Annotated in this window: 18 protein-coding genes, 2 tRNA genes and 1 pseudogene; 11 read left to right on the top strand and 10 right to left on the bottom strand. The window is 72.5% G+C overall.

The annotated features are described in order from the left end of the window. Positions 1 to 39 precede the first annotated feature (39 nt). Both ACPYO4_RS04105 and ACPYO4_RS04100 read left to right on the top strand, forming a co-directional pair. Positions 40 to 333, top strand: a pseudogene (locus tag ACPYO4_RS04105) (type II toxin-antitoxin system VapB family antitoxin); the annotation flags it as partial. Between the two features lie 250 nt (positions 334 to 583). Continuing rightward, positions 584 to 1,210: a LytR C-terminal domain-containing protein gene (locus tag ACPYO4_RS04100; RefSeq protein ID WP_425707945.1), complete on the top strand. Its 627-nt coding sequence runs from the start codon at positions 584 to 586 to the stop codon at positions 1,208 to 1,210. A 125-nt stretch (positions 1,211 to 1,335) separates the two neighbouring features. On the opposite strand, the gene ACPYO4_RS04095 is transcribed toward ACPYO4_RS04100, so the two are convergent. Beyond that, positions 1,336 to 2,718 carry a uracil-xanthine permease family protein gene (locus ACPYO4_RS04095; protein WP_425707944.1) on the bottom strand — a complete coding sequence of 461 codons (1,383 nt, stop codon included), beginning with the start codon at positions 2,716 to 2,718 and terminating at the stop codon, positions 1,336 to 1,338. Between the two features lie 200 nt (positions 2,719 to 2,918). On the opposite strand from ACPYO4_RS04095, the gene ACPYO4_RS04090 reads away from it, so the two are divergent. Continuing rightward, positions 2,919 to 3,458, top strand: coding sequence for a DUF4190 domain-containing protein (locus ACPYO4_RS04090; protein WP_425707943.1), 540 nt, complete (start codon positions 2,919 to 2,921; stop codon positions 3,456 to 3,458). A gap of 42 nt (positions 3,459 to 3,500) precedes the next feature. Further along, the gene (locus ACPYO4_RS04085) at positions 3,501 to 4,235 is read left to right on the top strand and encodes a glutamine amidotransferase (RefSeq protein WP_425707942.1); all 735 of its coding nucleotides are present in this window, start codon (positions 3,501 to 3,503) and stop codon (positions 4,233 to 4,235) included. A gap of 309 nt (positions 4,236 to 4,544) precedes the next feature. Here the strand turns inward: ACPYO4_RS04085 and ACPYO4_RS04080 are convergent, their stop codons facing one another. Next, positions 4,545 to 7,073, bottom strand: coding sequence for a choice-of-anchor I family protein (locus ACPYO4_RS04080; RefSeq protein ID WP_425707941.1), 2,529 nt, complete (start codon positions 7,071 to 7,073; stop codon positions 4,545 to 4,547). 249 nt (positions 7,074 to 7,322) lie between these two features. Here ACPYO4_RS04080 and ACPYO4_RS04075 point away from each other — a divergent pair, with 249 nt between their 5' ends. The 3 genes from ACPYO4_RS04075 to ACPYO4_RS04065 all read left to right on the top strand — a co-directional run bounded on the left by ACPYO4_RS04075 (position 7,323) and on the right by ACPYO4_RS04065 (position 9,613). Next, entirely contained in the window at positions 7,323 to 7,526 is a 204-nt protein-coding gene (locus ACPYO4_RS04075; protein WP_425707940.1) for a CsbD family protein, read from the top strand. Positions 7,527 to 7,868: 342 nt separating this feature from the next. After that, positions 7,869 to 8,300 (top strand): YciI family protein, encoded by a 432-nt coding sequence (locus ACPYO4_RS04070; RefSeq protein ID WP_425707939.1) that lies wholly within the window; start codon positions 7,869 to 7,871, stop codon positions 8,298 to 8,300. Positions 8,301 to 8,395: 95 nt separating this feature from the next. Then, positions 8,396 to 9,613, top strand: a complete 1,218-nt coding sequence (locus tag ACPYO4_RS04065) for an RNA polymerase sigma factor (protein ID WP_425707938.1) — start codon at positions 8,396 to 8,398, stop codon at positions 9,611 to 9,613. A gap of 126 nt (positions 9,614 to 9,739) precedes the next feature. Here the strand turns inward: ACPYO4_RS04065 and ACPYO4_RS04060 are convergent, their stop codons facing one another. Both ACPYO4_RS04060 and ACPYO4_RS04055 read right to left on the bottom strand, forming a co-directional pair. Then, positions 9,740 to 10,882, bottom strand: a complete 1,143-nt coding sequence (locus ACPYO4_RS04060; RefSeq protein ID WP_425707937.1) for a hypothetical protein — start codon at positions 10,880 to 10,882, stop codon at positions 9,740 to 9,742. A gap of 167 nt (positions 10,883 to 11,049) precedes the next feature. Continuing rightward, positions 11,050 to 11,138, bottom strand: a tRNA-Ser gene (locus ACPYO4_RS04055). 114 nt (positions 11,139 to 11,252) lie between these two features. Here ACPYO4_RS04055 and ACPYO4_RS04050 point away from each other — a divergent pair. Further along, positions 11,253 to 12,329, top strand: a complete 1,077-nt coding sequence (locus tag ACPYO4_RS04050; protein WP_425707936.1) for a Sir2 family NAD-dependent protein deacetylase — start codon at positions 11,253 to 11,255, stop codon at positions 12,327 to 12,329. Positions 12,330 to 12,451: 122 nt separating this feature from the next. Here the strand turns inward: ACPYO4_RS04050 and tadA are convergent, their stop codons facing one another. Then, complete coding sequence (tadA, locus tag ACPYO4_RS04045; RefSeq protein WP_425707935.1) at positions 12,452 to 12,934, bottom strand: tRNA adenosine(34) deaminase TadA; 483 nt, start codon at positions 12,932 to 12,934, stop codon at positions 12,452 to 12,454. A gap of 47 nt (positions 12,935 to 12,981) precedes the next feature. Between tadA and ACPYO4_RS04040 the strand changes: the two genes are divergently transcribed. From ACPYO4_RS04040 to ACPYO4_RS04030, 3 genes are read left to right on the top strand one after another with little or no spacing between them, the layout of a single operon-like run. Further along, complete coding sequence (locus ACPYO4_RS04040) at positions 12,982 to 13,596, top strand: GNAT family N-acetyltransferase (protein WP_425707934.1); 615 nt, start codon at positions 12,982 to 12,984, stop codon at positions 13,594 to 13,596. Between the two features lie 9 nt (positions 13,597 to 13,605). After that, positions 13,606 to 14,244 carry a uracil phosphoribosyltransferase gene (gene upp / locus ACPYO4_RS04035; protein ID WP_425707933.1) on the top strand — a complete coding sequence of 213 codons (639 nt, stop codon included), beginning with the start codon at positions 13,606 to 13,608 and terminating at the stop codon, positions 14,242 to 14,244. Between the two features lie 26 nt (positions 14,245 to 14,270). Next, positions 14,271 to 15,257 carry an alpha/beta hydrolase gene (locus ACPYO4_RS04030; protein WP_425707932.1) on the top strand — a complete coding sequence of 329 codons (987 nt, stop codon included), beginning with the start codon at positions 14,271 to 14,273 and terminating at the stop codon, positions 15,255 to 15,257. Here ACPYO4_RS04030 and ACPYO4_RS04025 read toward each other — a convergent pair. The 5 genes from ACPYO4_RS04025 to ACPYO4_RS04005 form a co-directional block, all read right to left on the bottom strand. Beyond that, positions 15,220 to 17,067: an MFS transporter gene (locus ACPYO4_RS04025; RefSeq protein WP_425707931.1), complete on the bottom strand. Its 1,848-nt coding sequence runs from the start codon at positions 17,065 to 17,067 to the stop codon at positions 15,220 to 15,222. The two genes, ACPYO4_RS04030 and ACPYO4_RS04025, sit on opposite strands and share 38 nt — an antisense overlap. Continuing rightward, positions 17,064 to 17,672: a MarR family winged helix-turn-helix transcriptional regulator gene (locus ACPYO4_RS04020; RefSeq protein ID WP_425707930.1), complete on the bottom strand. Its 609-nt coding sequence runs from the start codon at positions 17,670 to 17,672 to the stop codon at positions 17,064 to 17,066. The genes ACPYO4_RS04025 and ACPYO4_RS04020 overlap by 4 nt, the downstream gene beginning before the upstream one ends. A gap of 231 nt (positions 17,673 to 17,903) precedes the next feature. Further along, positions 17,904 to 17,976: transfer RNA gene (locus ACPYO4_RS04015), tRNA-Arg, on the bottom strand. Between the two features lie 131 nt (positions 17,977 to 18,107). After that, positions 18,108 to 19,661, bottom strand: coding sequence for an SLC13 family permease (locus ACPYO4_RS04010; RefSeq protein WP_425707929.1), 1,554 nt, complete (start codon positions 19,659 to 19,661; stop codon positions 18,108 to 18,110). Between the two features lie 207 nt (positions 19,662 to 19,868). Beyond that, complete coding sequence (locus ACPYO4_RS04005; protein ID WP_425707928.1) at positions 19,869 to 20,855, bottom strand: hypothetical protein; 987 nt, start codon at positions 20,853 to 20,855, stop codon at positions 19,869 to 19,871. Between the last annotated feature and the right edge of the window lie 144 nt (positions 20,856 to 20,999).

Below are 20,999 nucleotides of genomic sequence, written 5' to 3'. Positions count from 1 at the left end.
GCCCGCACCCCGGAACAGGCGAGGAGCGACGAACGAGCGATGATCTTCAAGGCCGTCGGCGAGGGGCGCCCGTACCCCGACCACGGCCTGGTCACGCCCAAGGAATGGTCCGCGGTCGCGCCGCGCCAGGTCCGCCTCGACCAGCTCGTCACCACGCGCGCCGAGCTGGACCTGCACTCGTTGCTCTCCTCCGACTCGACGTTCTTCGGGGACCTCTTCGCCCACGTCGTCCGGTGGCAGGGCGCCCACTACCTCGAGGACGGGCTGCATCGGGCGCTGCGCGCAGCGCTCCAGCAGCGGACCGTCATCCACGCCCGGGTGCTCGACCTGGACGACCCGACGAACCCGACCGGCACGCACACCGCGATCGACGCGCCGCTGCGCCGCTCGTCCCGGGCCGGCTCCACGCGCCCTCCGCTCGGCTCGGCCCCACCGCCTCCTCCGCGCACGTCGACCGCCCCTCCGCCGCCGCCACCGCCGCCCACGTCCGCGGCCGGGCCGGAGCGCCAGGTGCGCCGCCGTCCGCTCTCCCGCCGTCGCCCACCTACCGATCGCGCGTGACCTTCTCGATTACGGTGGCCCGGTGAACTCGGCCCGTACCAAGCTGTCGCCGCACGACCGACGTCGTCGCGCCATACAGCAGCGGCAGACGACCGTCATCGGCGGCCTCGTGGCCGTGCTCCTGCTCGTCGCCCTCGTCGCCGCCGCGATCTGGGCCCAGATCCTGCCCAGCCCGTTCGACCGGGAGTTCAGCGCCGACCCCGAGTCCGCCACCGACGGCGGCGGCACGGGCGAGGCGTCCCAGCCGTGCCCCCCGCCCGGCGCCACCGCGCGGCCGCTCGACGAGATCACGGCGAACGTGTTCAACGCGACCGAGCGCGGCGGGCTCGCGGGCACCACCGCGCAGGAGCTCGCGGCCGCGGGCATCGTCGTCAACCAGCAGGGCAACTGGGCGGGCAGCCCGATCACGGGGGCGGTCCGGATCATCGCCGGCGCACCGGGCGTGGTGCCCGCCTACTCCGTGGCGCGCGTGTTCCCCAGCGCCGAGGTCACGATGGACGACCGCACCGACGAGTCCGTCGACATCGTCCTCGGCGAGGCCTACGACTCGCTGCTCCCGCCCGAGGAGATGACCGCGCTCGACCCGACCGAGCCGCTCGTCGCCCCCGAGGAGTGCGTGCCGGTCGAGGAGGTCCCGACCGACGGCTGAGCCGCCGGGGCGGACGCCCCGCGGCAGGGTCGGTCCGCGCTCCCCCGGTCACGACCGGCCTGCGCCCCGCGCGACCCTCGGTCCGCGCTCCCCCGGTCATGACCGGCCTGCCCCCCGCGCGACCCTCAGTCCGCGCTCCCCCGGTCACGACCGACCTCCGAGCCCGACGGCGCCGACGCCGGCGAAGCGGACTCCTGGTGCGTCCCACGCAGCCAGGCGATGAGTCGCATGCCGTGGTAGACGATCAGCGTGGCGAACGAGCCGAGCGCGATGCCCTCGAACGTCATGTCCCCGATGACGAGGGTGAAGTTGGCGATGCCGATGACGAGCGCGACGGCCGCGGTGTTGAGGTTGGCCGGGTCGGAGAAGTCCACGCGGTGCTGCACCCAGATGCGCGCACCGAGCATGCCGATCATCCCGTAGAGCACGGTCGCCGCACCGCCGAGGACGCCGGCGGGGATCGTCGCGATGAGCTCCCCGAACTTCGGTGACATCGACAGTGCGAGCCCGAACAGGCCGGCCACGAGGTAGGCCGCCGTCGAGTAGACGCGCGTGGCGGCCATGACTCCGATGTTCTCCGCGTAGGTCGTGGTGCCGGAACCGCCCCCGCTGCCGGCCAGGACGGTGGCCAGGCCGTCGGCCATGAGCGCCCGCCCGGTCACCGGATCGAGGTCGCGCCCCGTCATCGCGGCCACCGACTTCACGTGGCCCACGTTCTCCGCGACGAGGACGAGGACGACGGGCAGGAACAGGCCGAGCACGTTGATGTCGAACGTCGGGGCGGTCAGGTCCGGCAGGCCGATCCAGGCGGCGTCGCGCACCGGGTCGAGGTCGACCTCGCCGCGCACGAGCGCCGTGGCGTACCCGATGAGCACGCCGACGAGGATCGAGAGCCGCCCGAGCAGCCCCTTGAACAGGACGGTGATCAGCAGGATCGACACGATGGTCACGACGGCCGTCACCGGCGCCAGCTGCACGTTGCCCCACGCGGCCGGCGCGAGGTTGAAGCCGATGAGGGCGACGATCGTTCCCGTGACGACCGGCGGCATGACGAGGTCGATCCACCTGGATCCGGCGACGTGGACGAGCAGCCCGACCAGCGCCAGCGCCACGCCCGTGACGAGCACGCCGCCCAGGGCGAGGGCCATCTCCTCCGGTGTCGGCTCGCCGGGGACGACCTGCAGTGCCGTGATCGGCGCGATGAACGCGAAGCTCGAGCCGAGGTAGCTGGGCAGCCGCCCGCCGGTGATGACGAGGAACAGCAGGGTCCCGACGGCGGAGAAGAACAGCGTCGTCGCGGGCGGGAACCCCGTGAGGAGGGGAACGAGGAACGTGGCGCCGAACATGGCCACGACGTGCTGGGCGCCGATGCCGATCGTCGCCGGCCACGAGAGCCGCTCCTCGGGGGCGACGACGTCGCCGGACCCCACGACCTTGCCGTCCCCGTGAAGGGTCCACAGACCCTTGCGGCCCGTGTGTTCCGTGCGTTCCGTGCGACCCGACGCCATGTGCACTCCCTCGCCTACCTGCGCGTTCGTGGCCCCGGGCGGGACCCGCGCAATGCTAGCCCCGCGCCGGGGGCCGCTCCCCGCGGCGGACCGCGACGTCGTCGGCCGCCCTGTGCGATGCTGCGAACGTCCGGGCCGGCGCCCGGACCCGCCGGCGCCACGGGCTCCGGCCTGGCTGTGGCAGCGCGGACGGAGGGGCGATGAGCGAGCACGGGTGGCACCTCCCTGCCGGCGCGGGCGACCGGTTCGCCGGGGCCGGCGGCGCGGGGGCCGGTAGCGCAGCGACCCGCGCGCCGGCCGGCGAGGCGCTCGCGACGTACGGGGCCGCGCCGACGCCGGGCGGGCCCGCCACGGCACCGTACGGGGTCGCCGACCTGCCCTGGGCGTGGAACGGCAGCGAACGAGCGGACTCGACGCCGCCGGGCCGCGCCCACGAGCCGTTCCCGGGCACGGAGTTCGTCGACCTGCAGGCCACTCTCGGCGGGCAGGGCTACGAGGGGCGGCCGCCGCGCACCGACGGCCTCGCCGTGCTCACCCTCGTGGTCGGCATGCTCGGCGTCATCCCCTGGGTCGGGCTCGGGGCGATCGCGCTCGGCCACGTCACCCTCCACCGGCTCGCGCAACGGCCCTACACAGGGGGTCGCGGCATCGCGCTGACGGGCACCGTCCTCGGTTACCTGACGGTGGGCGTGCACGTGCTCATCGAGCTGTTCGTCGAGACGTTGCGCTCATTCTTCTGAGCCCGCGCTCGACGGCTCCGCCGCCGCCCTAGCATCGCGGCCATGAAGCCGTTCCTTCTCCTGGCGACCCGGCCGGAGAACGCCGTCGCCGACGCGGAGTACGAGCAGCTGCTGCGGCACACCGGGCTCGCGCCGGACGAGCTCGTGCGCGTGCGGCTCGAGCAGGGGCCGCTCCCGGACATCGACCTCGGGGACCTGTCGGGCATCGTCGCCGGGGGCAGCCCGTTCACCGGGTCCGTCCCGGAGGAGACGAAGTCCGACACCCAGCTGCGGGTGGAGGCCGAGCTCGCCGGCCTGCTCGACGTCGTCGTCGCCGAGGACTTCCCCTTTCTCGGGGCCTGCTACGGCGTGGGCACGCTCGCCCGCCATCAGGGGGCCGTCGTGGACGGGACGTACGCCGAGCCGATCTCGGCCCCGGTGGTCGAGCTGACGGATGCGGGCCTCGACCACGAGCTGTGCGCCGGGATGCCGCGGAGGTTCCAGGCGTTCGTCGGGCACAAGGAGGCGGTGCGGCAGCTCCCCGGGGGTGCGACGCTGCTGGCCACGTCCGAGCGCTGCCCCGTCCAGATGTTCCAGGTGCGGGAGAACCTGTTCGCCACGCAGTTCCACCCCGAGCTCGACGTACCGGGGATCCTCCAGCGCATCGAGGCCTACCGGCTGGCCGGCTACTTCGACCCGACGGACCAGGCGCTGGTGGAGCAGGCGGTCGAGGACGTCGACGTGTCTGCGGCCCACAAGGTGCTGACGAACTTCGCCCGCCTCTACGCCCGCCACTGACCGACTGACCCGCTGACCCGCTGACGAGTGAGCGGACTTCTGCCGGTTGGGGAGCGGGTCGCGGGTGTCGCGGTGTGGCGCCGTCGCCCAGTCAATCGGGTAACCACCGAGGCAGTCCCCCCGGGGCACTGCCTCGATGGGTATCCCACTGACTCACCGACCAGACCGAGCCGGCGCCGGGCACGACGACGGCGAAGGGCGGGCCCCGCACCCATCAGGATGCGGGACCCGCCCGTCGTGAAGCCGAACTCCGCTCACTCGTGGAGCGGAAGTCCGCTCACTCGCCGATCGTCGGCATCAGCTCCTGGTTCAGCGGCGCACACCAAGGGTGTCGCTGCCGTCACCGTCCCAGTCGCCGACGAACACGGTGTCGCTGGACCGGCCGTAGTGCTGCTCGATGTCCGCCCAGCCTGACTCCAGGCTGTTGGACACCAGGTACAGGTTCCCGCGGCGCGAGGCGAACGTGTCCACCCCGTCGCCGTCGAAGTCTCCCACCAGCACCTCGTCGTGCACCCGGCCGTAGGTGAACTCCGCGTCCGCCCAGCCGGTCTCGAGCGAGTTCGACACCAGGTAGGCGCTCCCGCGACGCACCGCGAAGGAGTCCACGCCGTCGCCGTCGTAGTCACCCACGAACACGCCGTCGGTGGCCCGCCCGTAGTCCAGCTCGGTCTCGGCATTGCCGCCGGTCAGCGAGTTGGTCAGGAAGTAGCTGTTCCCGCGACGCACCGCGAACGAATCACTGCCGTCGCCGTCCCAGTCGCCCACCAGCACCGTGTCCCCGGCGCGGCCGTAGGTCAGCTCCACGTCGGCAGCACCGCCGTACAAGGAGTTGGAAAGGAAGTAGGCGTTGCCGCGGCGGACCGCCAGCGTGTCGCTGCCGTCGCCGTCCCAGTCACCGACCAGGACGTCGTCACCCGGGCGGCCGAAGCTGAACTCGTGCTCGGCATTCGCGTCCCACCCGTTGTTGAGGTAGAACCCACGCCCCGGCGTCGGCGGCACCGGCTCACCGGGCTCGCCCGGCTCCTCCGGGTCCTCGACGAGGTCGGTGACCTGGAAGAACGTCGTGGTGCCGGAGACCTCGTTGCCGACGATGAGCAGCGGCTGCTCGTTCGGCGACTCCTCGGCCGTCACGAACGCGAGACCCTCGGGACCGAGGTCGCCCGCCTGCGGGAGCGCCTCCTCGGTGTTCCCGGCGTCGGCCTCGTCCTCCATCGAGATGGAGAAGTCACGGTTGTTGACGTAGGTGACGAACGTGGCGCCGGCCGGGTCGGTGATGTCGTAGACGGCCACGCCGCCGACGCGCTCGAACCCGATGAAGGCGTACGTGCGGTCGCCGACCTCGCCGAGGACGAGGCCCTCGGGCTCGGGGCCCTTGTCCTCGGAGCGTCCCTCGAGGTTGGACTCGGAGTGGTTGGAGTTGAAGAACTCGGGCGCCGCCTCGTGGGTGATGCGCTCGAAGTCCTCGCCGGAGTCGAAGACCCGGTTGCCCTCGGTGTCGAAGATCGAGAAGGAGCGCGAGCCGAAGGCGTGGAGCTCCTCGTACATCCCCGTCTCCTCGTTGAAGCCCTCCTCGATGCTGACGTTGAGGCGACCGAGCTCGTCGTCCTCGAGCAGCTCCGCGGGGAAGAACTCCGGGTCGACCGGCCCGTGGCCGACGTAGTCCTCGTCCTCGGGGTCGGCCCCGAGGTGCTTCACCCGCACGGACTCGAGGTAGTCGTTCTCGGTGCCCTCGCCCCACTCGCGCGCGTCGCCCTCGTTGGCGGTGACGATGTAGTCCTGGTCGCCGACCGTGTAGGCGCCGACCGAGTCGGGCATGTAGATGCCGAACAGGTTGTCGTAGGTGCGGATATCGAAGGTCGGGTCGTCCTCAGGATCCCGGTCGGACGGGTCGATGCCCTGGCCCTCGGCGGAGTGGTCCTGGCGGCCCAGCGGGAGCAGGTCGGTGAGCGTGGCCGACCCGATGTCGACGACGGCGATCGCGTTCGCCTCCTGGACCGACACGTACGCGGTCGACCCGGCGATCGTCACGAACTCCGGCTCGAGGTTCTGCGAGATCCGACGCTCGGGCTCGCCGTTCGTGTTCGGCCGCTGCGGGCCGAACACGCGCACGCCCTCGGGCAGGGTCTCCGGGGCCTCGTCGAACTGGTGGAAGGTGACGGTCTCGACGTCGGCGGCCGTGGCGGCGGCGATCCCGCCCGGGAGGGCGACGACGGAGATCGACCCCTCCGGGTCCACCGAGAAGTCGTCCGCCGGCTCACCCTCGTTGGCGACGACGGCGTGGCCACCGTCCTCGGAGAGCGCGACGGAGTCGGGCAGCGGTCCGACCTGGACCGCGCCGAGGGTCGTCGGCTCACCGCTGACGTCGACGAACATCAGCCAGCCGTCGTCGGTCTTCGTGGGGTTCTCCACCGCGACGACGGCGAGGCCGTCCTCCCGCACGTCGATCGAGTTGGCGATGGCGCCCTCGGGGATGGTGCCGCCACCGTCGACGTCGACGCCGGCCGCGGCGATCTGCCCGGACTCGACCGGGGTCGTGGGGTCGCCGGAGTCGATGACCTGGACGACGCCGTCGAGGGCGTTGACCACGAACGTCCGCTGAGTGGGGGCGTGGAAGGCGACGATCTCGGAGGCGGACTCGTCGAACACGCCCGACTCGAAGGTGCCGATCGGGTCGAGCGACACCGACGGGTCGTCCGCGGAGACGGTGATCGGCTCGGGGACGATCGCGGTGCGGCCGGGCACGGAGCCCGGCCCGGCGACCGCCGGGGCCGCAAGTGGCAGGAGGAGGGCGGAGCCGAGGACGGCGGCTCCGCACGCGCGGAAGCGCTGGCGGTTCATCAGGTGTCACCTTCGTCGGTGGGACTGGGGAGCCACCAACGTACGAGCGAGCGGTGGCCGTCCGATGACCTCGAGGTGAACGTCCCGGGTTGCCGCGCGCCAGTGGTCGGCCCATCCGCGCGCGCTCGCGCAGAGCGAACGACAGCGGCGGCCACGCCCCCGTCCGGTTGCGGACCCGGGGCGGGCGCGGAACAGTGGAATGCAGGCCCGGCGCTCGCCGGGAGCTCGACGACACGAGGAGGTGGCCCGATGGGCCTCGGTGACAAGTTCGACGAGATGAAGGGCGCGGCCAAGGAGAAGTTCGGCGACGCCACGGACGACCGCTCCACCCAGGCGAAGGGCGCCGCAGAGAAGCACGCCGCCAGGGCCAAGCAGGACGTCAAGGAGGGCGTCGACAACCTCAAGGAGGGCGCTCAGGAGCGGTTCGGCGACGACAAGCCGCGCAACGTCTGAGCCTGCCCCACCGCCGTCGGCCGCGCCGACGACCACACCCGAGCCCCCGGCCGATCCGGCCCGGGGCTCGGTCGTGCTCGACGGCGAGCAGCGCTCCGGGCCCGGGTGCGCCGGCCCCACACGGGTACGCCGGCCCCACACGGGTACGCCGGCCCGACCTCCGGTTCGCCGTGGGGCCCGGATCTACCGCGGCCCCTCTCGACCGGGCCGCACGCGGCTGCGATGCTGTGGCCGTCCCGCCGGCCGGAGCCGATCTTGTCGTCGATGTCGATCCGTCCCCTCCCCGTTCGACGGGACGGTAGGAGGGCGCACACGGCCCCTCCACGACGAGGGAGCACCACGATGAAGTACATGCTGATCATGCGCAGCACCGACGCCGCGCTCGAGGCCTCCAAGGAGATCGACTTCGAGGAGATCCTCAACGCCATGGGCCGGTACAACGAGTCGCTGATGGGGGCCGGCGTCATGCTCGCCGGCGAGGGCCTGGCCGGAGCCGAGGAGGGGTTCGTCGTCGACTTCGACGGCGAGACGCCGATCGTCACCGACGGCCCGTACGGGGAGACCCACGAGCTGTTCAACGGGTTCTGGATCCTCGAGGTCTCGGGCAAGGAGGAGGCCGCCCAGTGGGCGAGCCGCTGCCCGCTGGGCCCCGGCAGCAAGCTCGAGGTCCGCCGCGTGCACGAGGAGGCCGACTTCGCCGAGTTCGAGGGCAACGAGTACCTCGAGAAGGAGAAGGGCTGGCGCGAGGAGCAGGAGAAGAGGGCGCGGGCCTGAGCACCTCTGACGGAGCGACGGCGTCGTCGTCCGGCGGGGCGGCGTCGTCGTCCGGCGGGGCGGCGTCGTCGTCGTCGAACAGGTCTGTTGCGGACGTGCGCCGAACCGTCGAGGCGGTGTGGCGGATCGAGGGCGCGCAGGTCGTCTCGACGCTCGCGCGCGTGACCGGCGACGTCGCACTCGCGGAGGACCTCACGCAGGAGGCCGTCGCCGAGGCCCTGGAACGGTGGCCGACGACGGGCGTCCCGCGCAACGCGGGTGCCTGGCTCACGGCCGTCGCCCGGCGGCGGGCGATCGACGCGTGGCGGCGTCAGGCGGCGCTCGACGCCCGGTATCGGGACATGGCCAGGGACCTGTCCGAGATCCACGACGACGAGTGGCAGCCGATCCGCGACGACGTCCTGCGCCTCGTGCTCACCGCCTGCCACCCGGTCCTCTCGCGCGAGGCACAGGTCGCGCTCACGCTCCGGGTCGTCGCGGGACTGACCACCGAGGAGATCGCCCGGCTGCTGCTCGTCCCGGTGCCGACGGTGCAGCAGCGCATCGTCCGGGCGAAGAGGACCCTGTCCGCCGCCCGGGTGCCGTTCGAGGCGCCCGACCCCGGCGAGTGGCGCGAGCGGCTCGGCGCGGTCCTCGGCGTGATCTACCTGCTCTTCACCGAGGGCTACGCCGCCACCGCCGGTCAGCGCTGGATGCGCCCCGACCTCGCGATGGAGGCGCTGCGCCTCGGTCGGGTCCTCGCCGGACAGCTCCCGCGCGAGCCCGAGGCGCACGGACTGGTCGCGCTCATGGAGCTCCAGGCCGCACGCTTCGGCGCGCGCACGGCGCCCGACGGCAGCCCGGTACTCCTCGCCGACCAGGACCGCTCCCGATGGGACCGGGCGCAGACCCTGCGCGGACGCGCCGCGCTCGCCCGCGCCGACGCCGTCGGCCGGGGCCGGGGCAGCTACTCGCTCCAGGCGGCGATCGCGGAGTGCCACGCGGTGGCGCGCCGCTTCGAGGACACGGACTGGGACCGCATCGTGCTGCTCTACGAGGCACTCGGTCGCCTGGCGCCCAGCCCTGTCGTCGAGCTCAACCGGGCGGTCGCCGTGGCGATGGCCACCGGACCCGGAGAGGCGCTGCGGATCGTCGACGGCCTCGCGGGCGCGAAGGGGCTGCGCGGCTCCCACCTGCTGCCGAGCGTGCGGGGCGAGCTGCTCGGCCGGCTCGGGCGTCGCTCCGAGGCGCGCGCCGAGCTGCTCGCCGCGGCCGACCTCACCCGCAACCACCGGGAGGCCGAGGTGCTGCGGGCGAAGGCGGCCGCGCTGTGACGCTTCGACACTCGCGTGCCGGCGTGGCGCGGAGCCGACCGGGCCCGTGCGCGGCCCGGATGCCGCGGCAGGTCCGGACGCCGCGGCAGGCCTGGATGCCGCGTCACCGAGGCGCGGTGACCTGCGTCAGTACCTGAGGATCGCCGCCACCGGGGCGCCGTCGGGCAGGTCCTCGAGGACGCGCACCGCGCCCCCGGCGCGCAGCGTGGCGCGGGCGGCGACGCCCACGCGCCCGTAGATGTCGTACGGCTCGGGTCGCGACGGGGCGACGGTCGGACCGCCCGATCCGCCCGGGTGCCCGGTCTCCGTCGTCATGAGCAGCGTGTCGACACGCCCCTCGTGAGCCGCGCGGAAGGCGTCGTCGAGGCCCAGCGCGGCACCGCCACGTGCGTGCTGCTCGTGGAAGCGGTCGAGCAGGCGCGCGTTCTCACGGCCCAGGCGCTCCTCGACGAGCTCCCACGCAGCAAGCCGAAGATCGTCCTGGCTCAGGTCGTCGGGATTGCGCTCGATCGCCGCCTCGACCAGGTGCGGGTACGAGCTGACGTCGCGGTACATCGTCACCCACTCGGGAAGTCCGGCGAGGATCATCGGCACGGTGCGACCGTTGAAAGAGCTCTCCACCCCGCGCGCGACCTCCCGGAGGAATTCGACCATGTCCTGCTGGTGCACGTTGTCCAGGGCGCTCGCCCCGTAGTAGACGGACCCGCCGTTGCCGATCGCGCCCGACGCGTTCGGTCGCGGCACCTTGTCGGACTGGGGCCCGTCCTTCTCGTACACGTCGGAGAAGGCGCGCGGCACCCCGTCCAGCTCCAGCTCGACGATCCGGTCGCGGGCGCCGCGCAGGACCCGCACGTTCTTCTGACTGAGCGCGAGCACCACGAAGTTGCGGTCGGTGAGCAGCGGCAGCAGGGGCGTGAGGACGAACTCGGGCCCGACCGTCGCGTGCTCGGGCAGGTCGAGCGGCACGCGGTACGTCGCCTGCCAGCCGGGCGCGAGGAACATCGCCAGGCCGTCGGCCATATGGCTCCAGGCCACTGAGTCGCCGTGCAGGTCCCAGGCCGGGGCGAGCAGCTCGTCGATGTCGCGCCGCGCGTGCCCCTCCTCGGTCAGCGTGGCCTCCACGGCCGTGAGCAGCTTCTTCCAACGCAGCCGGTCGGCGTCGCTCTCCCGCGGGCCGCTCACGCGGTGGGTGGGCACGTACAGGGACACCCGCGTCCCACCACCGTCGCCCACCAGCTCCTCGAACTCGGGCCTGGTCATGAGGTCCATACGTTCCTCCAGTCGCTCGGTGACCGTCCACGCTATCGTCCGGCGCCTCCCACGTCCTGCCCGATTTGGCTGCGCCCCGCACCGCCGCGACGTCCGCCACCGACGAAAAAACGGCTGAACCCCCGTCGCCGGGGGTTCAGCCGTTCACGATGTCCTGGGACATCACATGGCGGTAGCGGTGGGATTTGAACCCACGGTGGCTGTTAACCACACAGCATTTCGAGTGCTGCACCTTCGGCCGCTCGGACACGCTACCTCGGCGCACCACTGTACCCGCGGGGCTCTCCCGCCTCGCACCGATCCGACGCGAGACGTGTCACGCTCACGCGTCGCACACGACGCCGTCACCTGTCGCCCATACCCTGACCTGGTGACTCAGCCGCCGACGCCGAACGGGAGCGGCCACACCCTGGGCGACTTCTTCCCGGGTGTGGGCGCCGGCGACGCGCGCGTCTCCGCCGCGGACGGTGCCAGGCAGGGCGCGGGCACTCACGAGGCCCCGACCACGACCCCCTCGACGCCGAGGCTCCGCCTCATCCCGCCGCCCCCACCCCCACCGGCGGGCTCGCTGCCGCCGGAGCCGAGCGACATCGACGCCGCCGTCGAGCCGCTGGCCGACGCGCTCGACGGCCGCCGCTTCCTCGTGATCTCCGGCGCGGGCATCTCCACCGACTCCGGCATCCCGGACTACCGCTCCCCCGGTTCGCCGGTGCGACGGCCGATCACCTACCAGCAGTTCCTCACCTCGCCCGCACACCGGGCGCACTACTGGGCGCGCAACCACCTGGGCTGGCGCTACATGGCGGGCCGCCGGGCCAACCTCGGCCACCGCACGCTCGCGGAGATGGAGCGGGCGCGATTCGCGACCGGCGTCGTCACCCAGAACATCGACCTCCTGCACGCGCGGGCAGGCCAGCCGACGGTCGTGCACCTGCACGGCCGCTACGACCGCGTGCGCTGCCTGGGCTGTGGCCGGACGATCCCGCGGGCCGAGCAGGACGACCGCCTCACCGCCGCGAACCCGGGCTGGCGCGAGCGGCTGCTGCGGCTGCAGGACGTCGAGGTGGCGCCCGACGCCGACGCCGTCCTCGACGACACCTCCGACTTCCACGTCGTCGACTGCGAGGTGTGCGGCGGGATCCTCGTGCCCGACGTCGTCTTCTTCGGCGGGAGCGCCGAGCCCGACCGGTCACGCCGGGCGGCCGAGCTGGTCGAGGCGTCCACCGGCGTCCTCGTGACCGGCTCGACCCTGTCCGTGTTCGGCGTGCGCCGCCTCGTCCGCCGGGCCGTGCGCAACGGGTTCCCGCTGGTGATCGTCAACCGGGGACCGACCCGGTCCGACGACGAGGCGGCGGCCACGCTCTCGGCCTCCACCACACGGGCGCTGCCCGCCCTCCTGCGCGCCCTGCGCAGGCGCCGCGACGCGCGCCCGGCCTGGCAGCGCTGAGCCCTCCCCACGTCGTCGAGCGTGCGGTTGCCGGTCGTCGAGTGTGCGGCTGATGCTCGCCGGAGAATGCGCGCACCCGCACACTCGAGGGTCACGAACCGCACACTCGACGAATCCGGGGGTCAGCGGCGGGCGCGGAAGAAGGACTCCAGCACCTGGGCGCACTCGTCGCCACGCACGCCGGCGACCACCTCGACCCGGTGGTTGAGCCGGGAGTCGCGCACGACGTCGCGCACCGACCCCGTCGCCCCCGCCTTGGCGTCCCACGCGCCGAGCACGAGCCGCTCGACCCGGGCGAGCACGAGCGCGCCGGCACACATCGTGCACGGCTCGAGGGTGACGACGAGCGTGCAGCCGTCGAGCCGCCACTCCCCTATTTCCCGAGCCGCCGCGCGCAGGGCGAGCACCTCGGCGTGGGCGGTGGGGTCGGCGTCGGCCTCCCGCCGGTTCGCCCCCTCACCGAGCACGCTCCCGTCGGGACCCAGCACGACGGCGCCAACGGGCACGTCCCCGCGCCCCGCCGCCTGACGCGCCAGCCCGAGCGCCCGGTCCATCGGAGCGCCCCACGGCGACGACGCTCCCCCGCCGGCCCGCACGCTCACCATGCCGCCATGGTGCCAGCCACGAGGCGTGGGCCCCCTACGCTCGGTCCATGACCGCCCGGTCCGACCTGCCGCCCTGGCCCGACACGGCCCCGGCGCACGGCGGTGCGGTGCTCCGCAGGCCACGGACGGCAGACGCGGAGATGGCCCGCGAGCTCGCGACCGACCCGTACGTCCCGCTCATCGGCACGCTCCCCGCGCACGCGAGCAGCGACGAGGCGATCGCCTGGGTGGAGCGGCAGCGCGCCAGGTACGACGACGGCGCCGGGTTCTCGTTCACCATCGTCGAGCGGGCGACCGGGGCGGCGGTCGGTAGCTGCGGCCTCTGGCTCCGCGAGCTGGCCGACGGACGCGCGAGCATCGGGTACTCGCTCGTCCCCTCCGCGCGCGGGCGCGGGCTGGCGACCGACGCCCTCCTGGCGCTGACCGCCTTCGCCTGGACGGTGCCCGCCCTGCACCGCGTCGAGCTGCGGATCGAACCGGGCAACACCGGGTCGCTGGCTGTGGCCGAGCGTGCCGGCTACGTCCGGGAGGGCGTGCTCCGCAGCCACGAGGAGATCGGCGGCCGGCGGGTGGACATGGTGATCCTCGCCGTCGTACGGCCGAGCGGACCCGGGCCCGGTCACGCGCGCCACCGCACGCGCTCCGACCCTTACCCCGGGTAAGTTCGTCCCATGCGCGTCCACCTCGCGGAGCACCCGCTCGTCGCCCACAAGCTGACCACGCTGCGCGACGAGCGCACCGAGTCGCCGACCTTCCGGCTCCTCGTCGAGGAGCTCGTCATGCTCCTCGCCTACGAGGCCACGCGCGACGTGCGCACCGAGCCGCACGAGATCACCACACCCGTCACGACGACGACGGGCGTACGGATCGCCCGCCCCCGACCGCTCGTCGTGCCGATCCTGCGCGCCGGCCTGGGCATGCTGGAGGGGATGAGCCGGCTCATCCCCACCGCCGAGATCGGCTTCCTCGGGATGAAGCGCGACGAGGAGACGCTCGAGGCGATCACCTACGCCAACCGTCTGCCCGACGACCTCTCCGGCCGCCAGTGCTTCGTCCTGGACCCGATGCTGGCCACCGGTCACACGCTCGTCGCCGCGATCGAGTACCTGCTCGACCTCGGCGCCCGCGACGTCACCTGCATCACGCTGCTGTGCGCGCCGGAGGGGCTGCGGCACGTCGAGGAGAGCGTCGGCGCCCGCGGGGACGTCTCGGTCGTCACGGCCGCGATCGACGAGGGTCTCGACGACAGGTCGTACATCGTGCCCGGTCTGGGGGACGCCGGGGACCGCCTGTACGGCATCGTCGACTGACGCTCGCCATGGTGTCGACTCCCCCGGTGACCACCACCGCGGACCTCTCGGCCCCCACCGCCGACGTCCTCGGCGACCCGTACGTCTCCCGCACGGTCGGACTCTCCCTGACCGACGGCGGCCACTCGCGTCGGGTGCGCGACGTCGCCACGATCGTGCACCACGAGGGCACGGGCCGGCACGGCCGCGCGGTGGTCTACCTGCACGGGTTCATCGACACGTTCTTCCACGCCGAGCACGAGCACGCCTGGCACGAGGCGGGCTGGGACCTCTACGCCCTGGAGATGCGACGGTCCGGCCGATCCCTGCGGCCCGGGCAGGTGCGCGACGACATCCGCATGATGTCGGTCCGGCACGAGGAGGTGGGCCTCGCCGTCGACCTCGCCCGCAGCGAGGGCGCCCAGGAGGTCGTCCTGCTCGGCCACTCGACCGGCGGGCTGCAGGCCGTGCTCTTCGCGCACGACCACCCCGGCGCCGTCGACGGCGTCATCCTCAACTCGCCCTGGCTCGACCTCGGCCGCGGCCCGCTCACCGACGTCGTCGCGACCGCCGTGATCGACCGCCTCGCCCCCCTCGCACCCCGGCTGCCGATCTCCTCGCTGACCGGCACGTACGGCGCCTGGCTGACGGACCCGGACGGCGGCGGGTGGAAGGTCCCGCCGTCGCTCAAGCCGACCGACACGATGCCCGTGCACGCGGGCTTCTTCCGGGCCGTGCGGCGCGCGCAGCGGGCCGTGCAGGCGGGCCGCGCGACGGTCGCGGAGCCGGTCCTGATGGCGATGTCGCGACGGTCCGGCGCCCGCGTCGATCCCGGCCCTGCGGACCTGTCGTCCTCGGACGTGGTGCTCGACGTGACGACGATGCGGCGCAGCGTCTCCCTGCTGGGGGACCGCGTCGACGTCCTCGAGGTCCCGGGCGGGATCCACGATCTCGCGCTGTCCCCGGAGCCGGCCCGTTCCTTCTACACCTCGGAGGTCATCGCCTGGGCGAGCTCGCGCCCGTGGACCCCCTGAGAGCCGGCACCCGCTCATCGTCGGTGCGGTCCGAGGGGCCGACGACGTCGTTCACGTCGCCGTCGGGCAGGGTCGCGTCGGCCTCGGGCGGCGTGAGTCCCGCTGGTGCCGTGGTCACGGACGCGCCGGACGTGGGGACGACGGGGCCCGCCGGACCGGTCGCCCGTTCGACGTCGACCGTGTCGCGCAGGGAGGTGCCCCGCATGAAGATCGTCGCGACGAAGCCGACCAGGGCGAGCGCGAAGATCGAGAGGAACACCGGTCCGATGCCCTCGGCGTAGGCGGCACGCACGACCACCTCGACGTCGTCGGGCAGGCCGGCGAGGTCGAGCGTGCTCCCGGAGGCGTCGCCGCCGGGCATGGTGACGCCGGCGTCGCGCATGTGGCTCGCGACCTGCCGCGCGTAGAGGATGCCGAAGACCTGGATGGCGATCGCGCCGCCCAGGTTGCGGAAGAACGTCACCGAGCTGGTGGCCGCACCCATGTGCCGGAGGCCGACCGTGTTCTGTACGGCGAGCACGAGGTTCTGCAGGCACATGCCCATGCCCCAGCCCGCGACGAACAGGAACAGCGACGTCAGCAGGAGCGAGGTGTCCTGGTGGACGCGGGTGCCGAACAGGAACGTCCCCTGCGTCATCAGACCCATCCCCCACATGACGACGCCCTTCCAGGTGCCGCGGGCCGTGACGACCCGGCCGGACCAGGTCGACGCGATGAGCAGACCGAACATCAGGGGCAGCCCGAGGAAGCCGGCGACGGTGGCCGAGTAGTCGCGGCCGTACTGGAAGTACTGGCCGAGGAAGACGTTGGAGCCGAACATCATCCCCCCGACGCCGAGCGAGGCGACGATCGCGAGCACCGTGGTGCGCGACCCCAGGATGTGCAGGGGGATGAGCGGCTCGGGCACGAGCCGCTCGACGACGACGAACAGCACCGCGAGGACGATCGCGCCGCCGAGCATGAGGGCGGACGGCCACGACGCCCACTCGAAGGTGGTGCCACCGATCGAGATCCACACCAGGAGCAGCGTGGAGCCGACCGCGATGATGGCCGCGCCGAGGAAATCGATCCGGGCCCTGCCGGTGCGTGGGTTCGGCGGGAGCTTGAGACGCGAGCCGACGACCGCTGCGGCGAGCAGCATGAACGGGATCATCACGAAGAAGCACCAGCGCCAGCCGAGCCACGGGGTGTCGACGATGACGCCGCCGACGAACGGGCCGGAGACCGTGGCCACCGCCATGACGGCGCCCTGGTAGCCGTTGTACCTGCCGCGCTTCCTCGGCGGGATGATCGTCGCCATGATGATGATCGACATCATCACCTGGCCACCCATGCCGATCCCCTGCAGGATCCGGGTGGCGATGAGCATCTCGGCGTCCACCGCGAGGCCGCTCAGCAGCGAGCCCAGCACGAAGACGCCGATGAAGGCGATGAGCATGAGGCGCTTGTCGAAGAGGTCGCCGAGCTTGCCCGCGATCGGCGTCATCACCGTGTTGGCGAGGATCGCCGAGGTGATGATCCAGACGTACTGGTCCGGCCGCGCGCCGACCTCGGCGGCGATGACCGGCATCGCGTTGCCGACGATCGTGTTGGCCATCATCCCGAGGAACTGCGTGAGCAGCAGGCCGGTGAGCACGGCCATGATCCGGCGGTGCTCCGCCTCCGCGGCCTCCGCCTCGGCCTGCGTGAGGCCGGCGTAGATCTTCTTCCGCGTGAGGTCCTTCGGCCTGCGCCCGGACTGGCGCGCGCTCGTCCGGGCGCCGGGTGCCGCGGGATTCGTGGGGGTCCTGGAGCTCGTCGTCTCCCTCACCGGTCCTTCGTGTCGGTCGTCGTGGTACTCGCGCCGGTGGCGTCGGCGGTCTCGCTCGTGCTCGCCCCGCCGTCCGCGTCCGCCCCGGCGTCCTCCGCCGTGTCCGCGACGGCGGCCTCGGGCCGGTGCGAACCGAGGCGGTGGAGGCCGGCGGCGAGGGTGGCGAGGTCGTCGGTGTCCCAGTCGGCCGTGAGCCGCCCGACCGCCTCCGTGTAGATCCGGCGGTTCTCCGCGATGGTGGCGCGCCCGAGCTCGGTGACGGACACGACCTGGGCGCGGCCGTCGTCGGGGTGCGGGCTGCGGGAGACGAGGCCGAGCTCGTCGAGGGCGGCGATCTTCCGCGAGATCACCGACACGTCGAGCTCGAGGCCCGCCGCGATGTCCGAGATCCGGGAGCGGTCGAACTCCTGGATCCGCAGCAGCGTGAGGTAGTTGGCGCGGTGGATGCCGGTGTGCTTGTTGACGGCCTCCCCCAGGCCGCGGGTGACCCGCCCCGCCTCGAGCACGGCCAGGACGAGATCGGCGACGACGGCTCCGCGGTCCTCGGGGGGCCCGGGGGGCGCGGGGTCGGGGGTCCGGGAGCTGGCGGACGAAGTATCGGGCACAGTCCCGATATTACGCTTTTGTTTGCCACATGCAACTAGTCGTGAGCCGGGGCACATCGGGCGGGTCGCGGCCATGGTCGGGCGGGCTCGCCGGAGCGGACGAGGCCGGGGACCGGAGGGCGATCGAACGGGCCGGCGGGGCCATCGGAGCGGCCGGGCCACACTGGTGGCGGGGCCGGACGTCCCCGGGAATGACGAATGCCCCGGCCGCATACGCGACCGGGGCATCTGCGCGCCCGAAGGGACTCGAACCCCCAACCTTCTGATCCGTAGTCAGATGCTCTATCCATTGAGCTACGGGCGCACGCCACGAGGGCAGGGACCAGGTTACAACGGCCCGGGGACCGCAGCCGCCCCCGTCCCCGTGAGTGTGCTCACCACGACCGGGTGGCCGGCGCGAGGGGGCCGGCGTGCCGGCCCCCTCCCCCGGACCGCCTACATCGCGATGCCGAGGACCCAGTTGCCGAGGGTCATCACCGTGAGGGTGATGAGCACGATCCCCGAGAGGTTGAGCCACAGGCCGGCCTTCACCATCTGGGAGATCTTGATGTAGCCGGAGCCGTAGACGATGGCGTTCGGCGGCGTGGCCACCGGCAGCATGAAGGCGCAGGTCGCGGCAAGCGCCACGGGCACCATGAGCAGCATGACGTCGACGTTCATGCCCGTGGCGACGCCGCCCATGATGGGCAGGAACGCCGCGGCGGTGGCCGTGTTGGACGTCATCTCCGTGAGGAAGATGACGAGGGCCGTCACGCCGGCCACGATGAGGATCACCGGCGCTCCCTCGAGCCCGCCCGCGGCTTCACCGATCCACTGGGACAGCCCCGTCGCGGTGAAGGCGGCCGACAGCGACAGGCCGCCGCCGAACAGCAGGAGGATGTCCCACGGGACCTCCTTGGCGGTGTCCCAATCGAGGAGCTGGACGCCCTTGTTGACGTCTGCCGGGACGAGGAACAGCACGAGCGCGAGGATCATCGCGATGACCTCGTCGCTGAAGTTCGACTCGGGCCAGACCAGCGGCACGGTCACCCAGGAGATGGCGACTCCGGCGAAGATGACGAGGGTCATCTTCTCCTGGCGGCTCATCGGACCGAGCTTGCGGTACTCCTCCTGGATGACCTCACGGCCGCCCGGGATCTCCTTCATCTCCGGCTTGAACACCACGTTGACGAGCAGCAGCCAGCACAGGAGCGTGAAGACGATCGCCAGCGGGGTGGCGAACAGCATCCACGTGCCGAAGTTGAGGTTGATGTCGTAGTTGTCCGCGAGGTTCGCTCGGAGCAGCGCGTTCGGGGGCGTCCCGATGAGCGTGGAGACGCTCATGATCGACGACGAGTAGGCGATGCCCAGCATGAGCGCGGTACCGAAGTTCGACCTCTTCGTGTCGTCGCCCCTCAGGGTGCCGACCAGCGCCAGCACGGAGAGCCCGATCGGCATCATCATCACGGCGGTGGCGGTGTTCGACACCCACATGGTGAGGAACCCGGTGGCGACCATGAAACCGAGGACGAGCATCTTCGGCTTCGTCCCGACCGCCAGCACCACCCCGAGGGCGATGCGCCGGTGCAGGTTCCACCGCTGCATCGTCAGGGCGAGGAAGAACCCGCCGAGGAACAGGAAGATCGTCGGCGAGGCGTAGGGCGCGGCCGTGTCGCCGATGCTGACGACACCCAGCCCCGGGAAGGCCACGAGCGGCACGAGCGCGGTGGCCGCCAGGGGGATCGCCTCCGTCATCCACCACACGCCCATGAGGACGGCGACCGCCGCCGTGATGGCGATGTGGTGGCCCGACGGCTCGATCTCGTTCTCCGTCAGGGTGGCCACCAGCTCGGCCGACAGCTCCTTCGGGAAGATGAAGTAGATGACGAACGCGCCGACGACGCCGAGCGCGAGGCCGATCCATCGTCGGTTGCGGGTCCTGGGGTCGGCGGGGAGATCGTCGAGGCCGGCGGCCCGCGACGTGCTCTCCTTGACTTCTGGGGTGGACACGAGCTGCTCCTTGCGTCGTCGCAGGCGGCAGGGGGCAGGCGTGGGCCGGGCCCCCGCCACGCACCGCTGCGTGGTTCCGGTCGCTCGCGAACCTACCAGCGGGAGAGGCGCGTCACAGGATCTGCGTCATCGCCTTCCGTCGGCGCGTCGCAGGCCCGGCACCGTGATCGTGCCGGGCCCGCGCCGCACGTCGGGGCGGGCCGGCCCTTACGGGGCCGAGCCCTCCCAGTCGGCGTAGATCTCGTAGCCGACCACCTCGAACGTCCCGACGTCGGTCGGCGCCACCTCGGCACGCCCGATCGGCCGCTCGTGGTCGTCCGAGTAGACGTCGCACGTGATGACACCCGTGTCGAACGACTGGTGGCAGTTCTCGATGCTGGACGGCGTCAGCGGCGGGTCGTAGAAGCCCTGGAACGCGTACCAGAGCTCGTCGTAGCCCGCGGCGTCCGTGTACGCCTCGAGCTCGGCGGCGTCACCCTCCGCTGCGGCGAGCGTCGCGCCCCGGACCGCCGCGCGGATGAAGTCGGCACGCCGCACCATGGGCGAGTCGACGCCGTCGCCGTCCCAGTCGCCCACGACGAGCCCGTCGTCGAGGCGCCCGTAGTCGAGGACGGTCTCGGCCGGCCCCGTGGCGATCTCGTCGTGCAGGTAGATGCTGATGCCGCGGCGCACGCCGAGCGTGTCCGCGCCGTCGCCGTCCCAGTCACCGACCAGGACCGTGTCGTCCGCCCGGCCGTAGATCGCGTGCTCGTCCGCGGGACCGGACTCGAGCGTGTTGTGCAGGAAGTACTCGGCGCCGCGGCGCACGGCGAGCGTGTCGTGCCCGTCGCCGTCCCAGTCACCGACCAGGACCGTGTCGTCCGCGCGGCCGTAGGCGACCGTCGTGTCCGCCGGCCCCGCGCTCAGCGTGTCGCGCAGGTGGTACTCGTTGCCGCGACGGACGCCGAAGCTGTCGGCGCCGTCGCCGTCCCAGTCGCCGACGAACACCGAGGAGGTGGCGTCGCCGAACGTGAACCGGGTGTCGGCCGTCTCCGACCAGGAGTTGCTCGGGTAGTAGCCCTCGCCGAGCTCGTCGTTGGAGCCGCCGGTCGCGTGCGCCGCGATGGCACCGGCGGCGACGAGACCGGTCGTCGCGAGTCCCGCGCAGATGAGGCGCAGTCGTGCGGGTGCGATCTGTGTGCGGTGGGTGCTCATTGCTGATGTCCCTCCAGTGTGGCGTCCTCGGAGCACCGACCGGCCCCCCGAGTCGTGGGGGGGGGGGGGGGGGGGGGGGGGGGGGGGAAAAGATACCGGTGAGCAAAACAAAGGGAGAGAAAAAAAAGGAAGGAGGGAAAAAGA

This window comes from Georgenia sp. Z1491 (genome assembly GCF_049856175.1).
Taxonomy (GTDB): Bacteria; Actinomycetota; Actinomycetes; order Actinomycetales; family Actinomycetaceae; genus JB111.
Note: the sequence above shows the minus strand (reverse complement) of the source record. Positions and strands in the feature narration are given on the sequence as shown.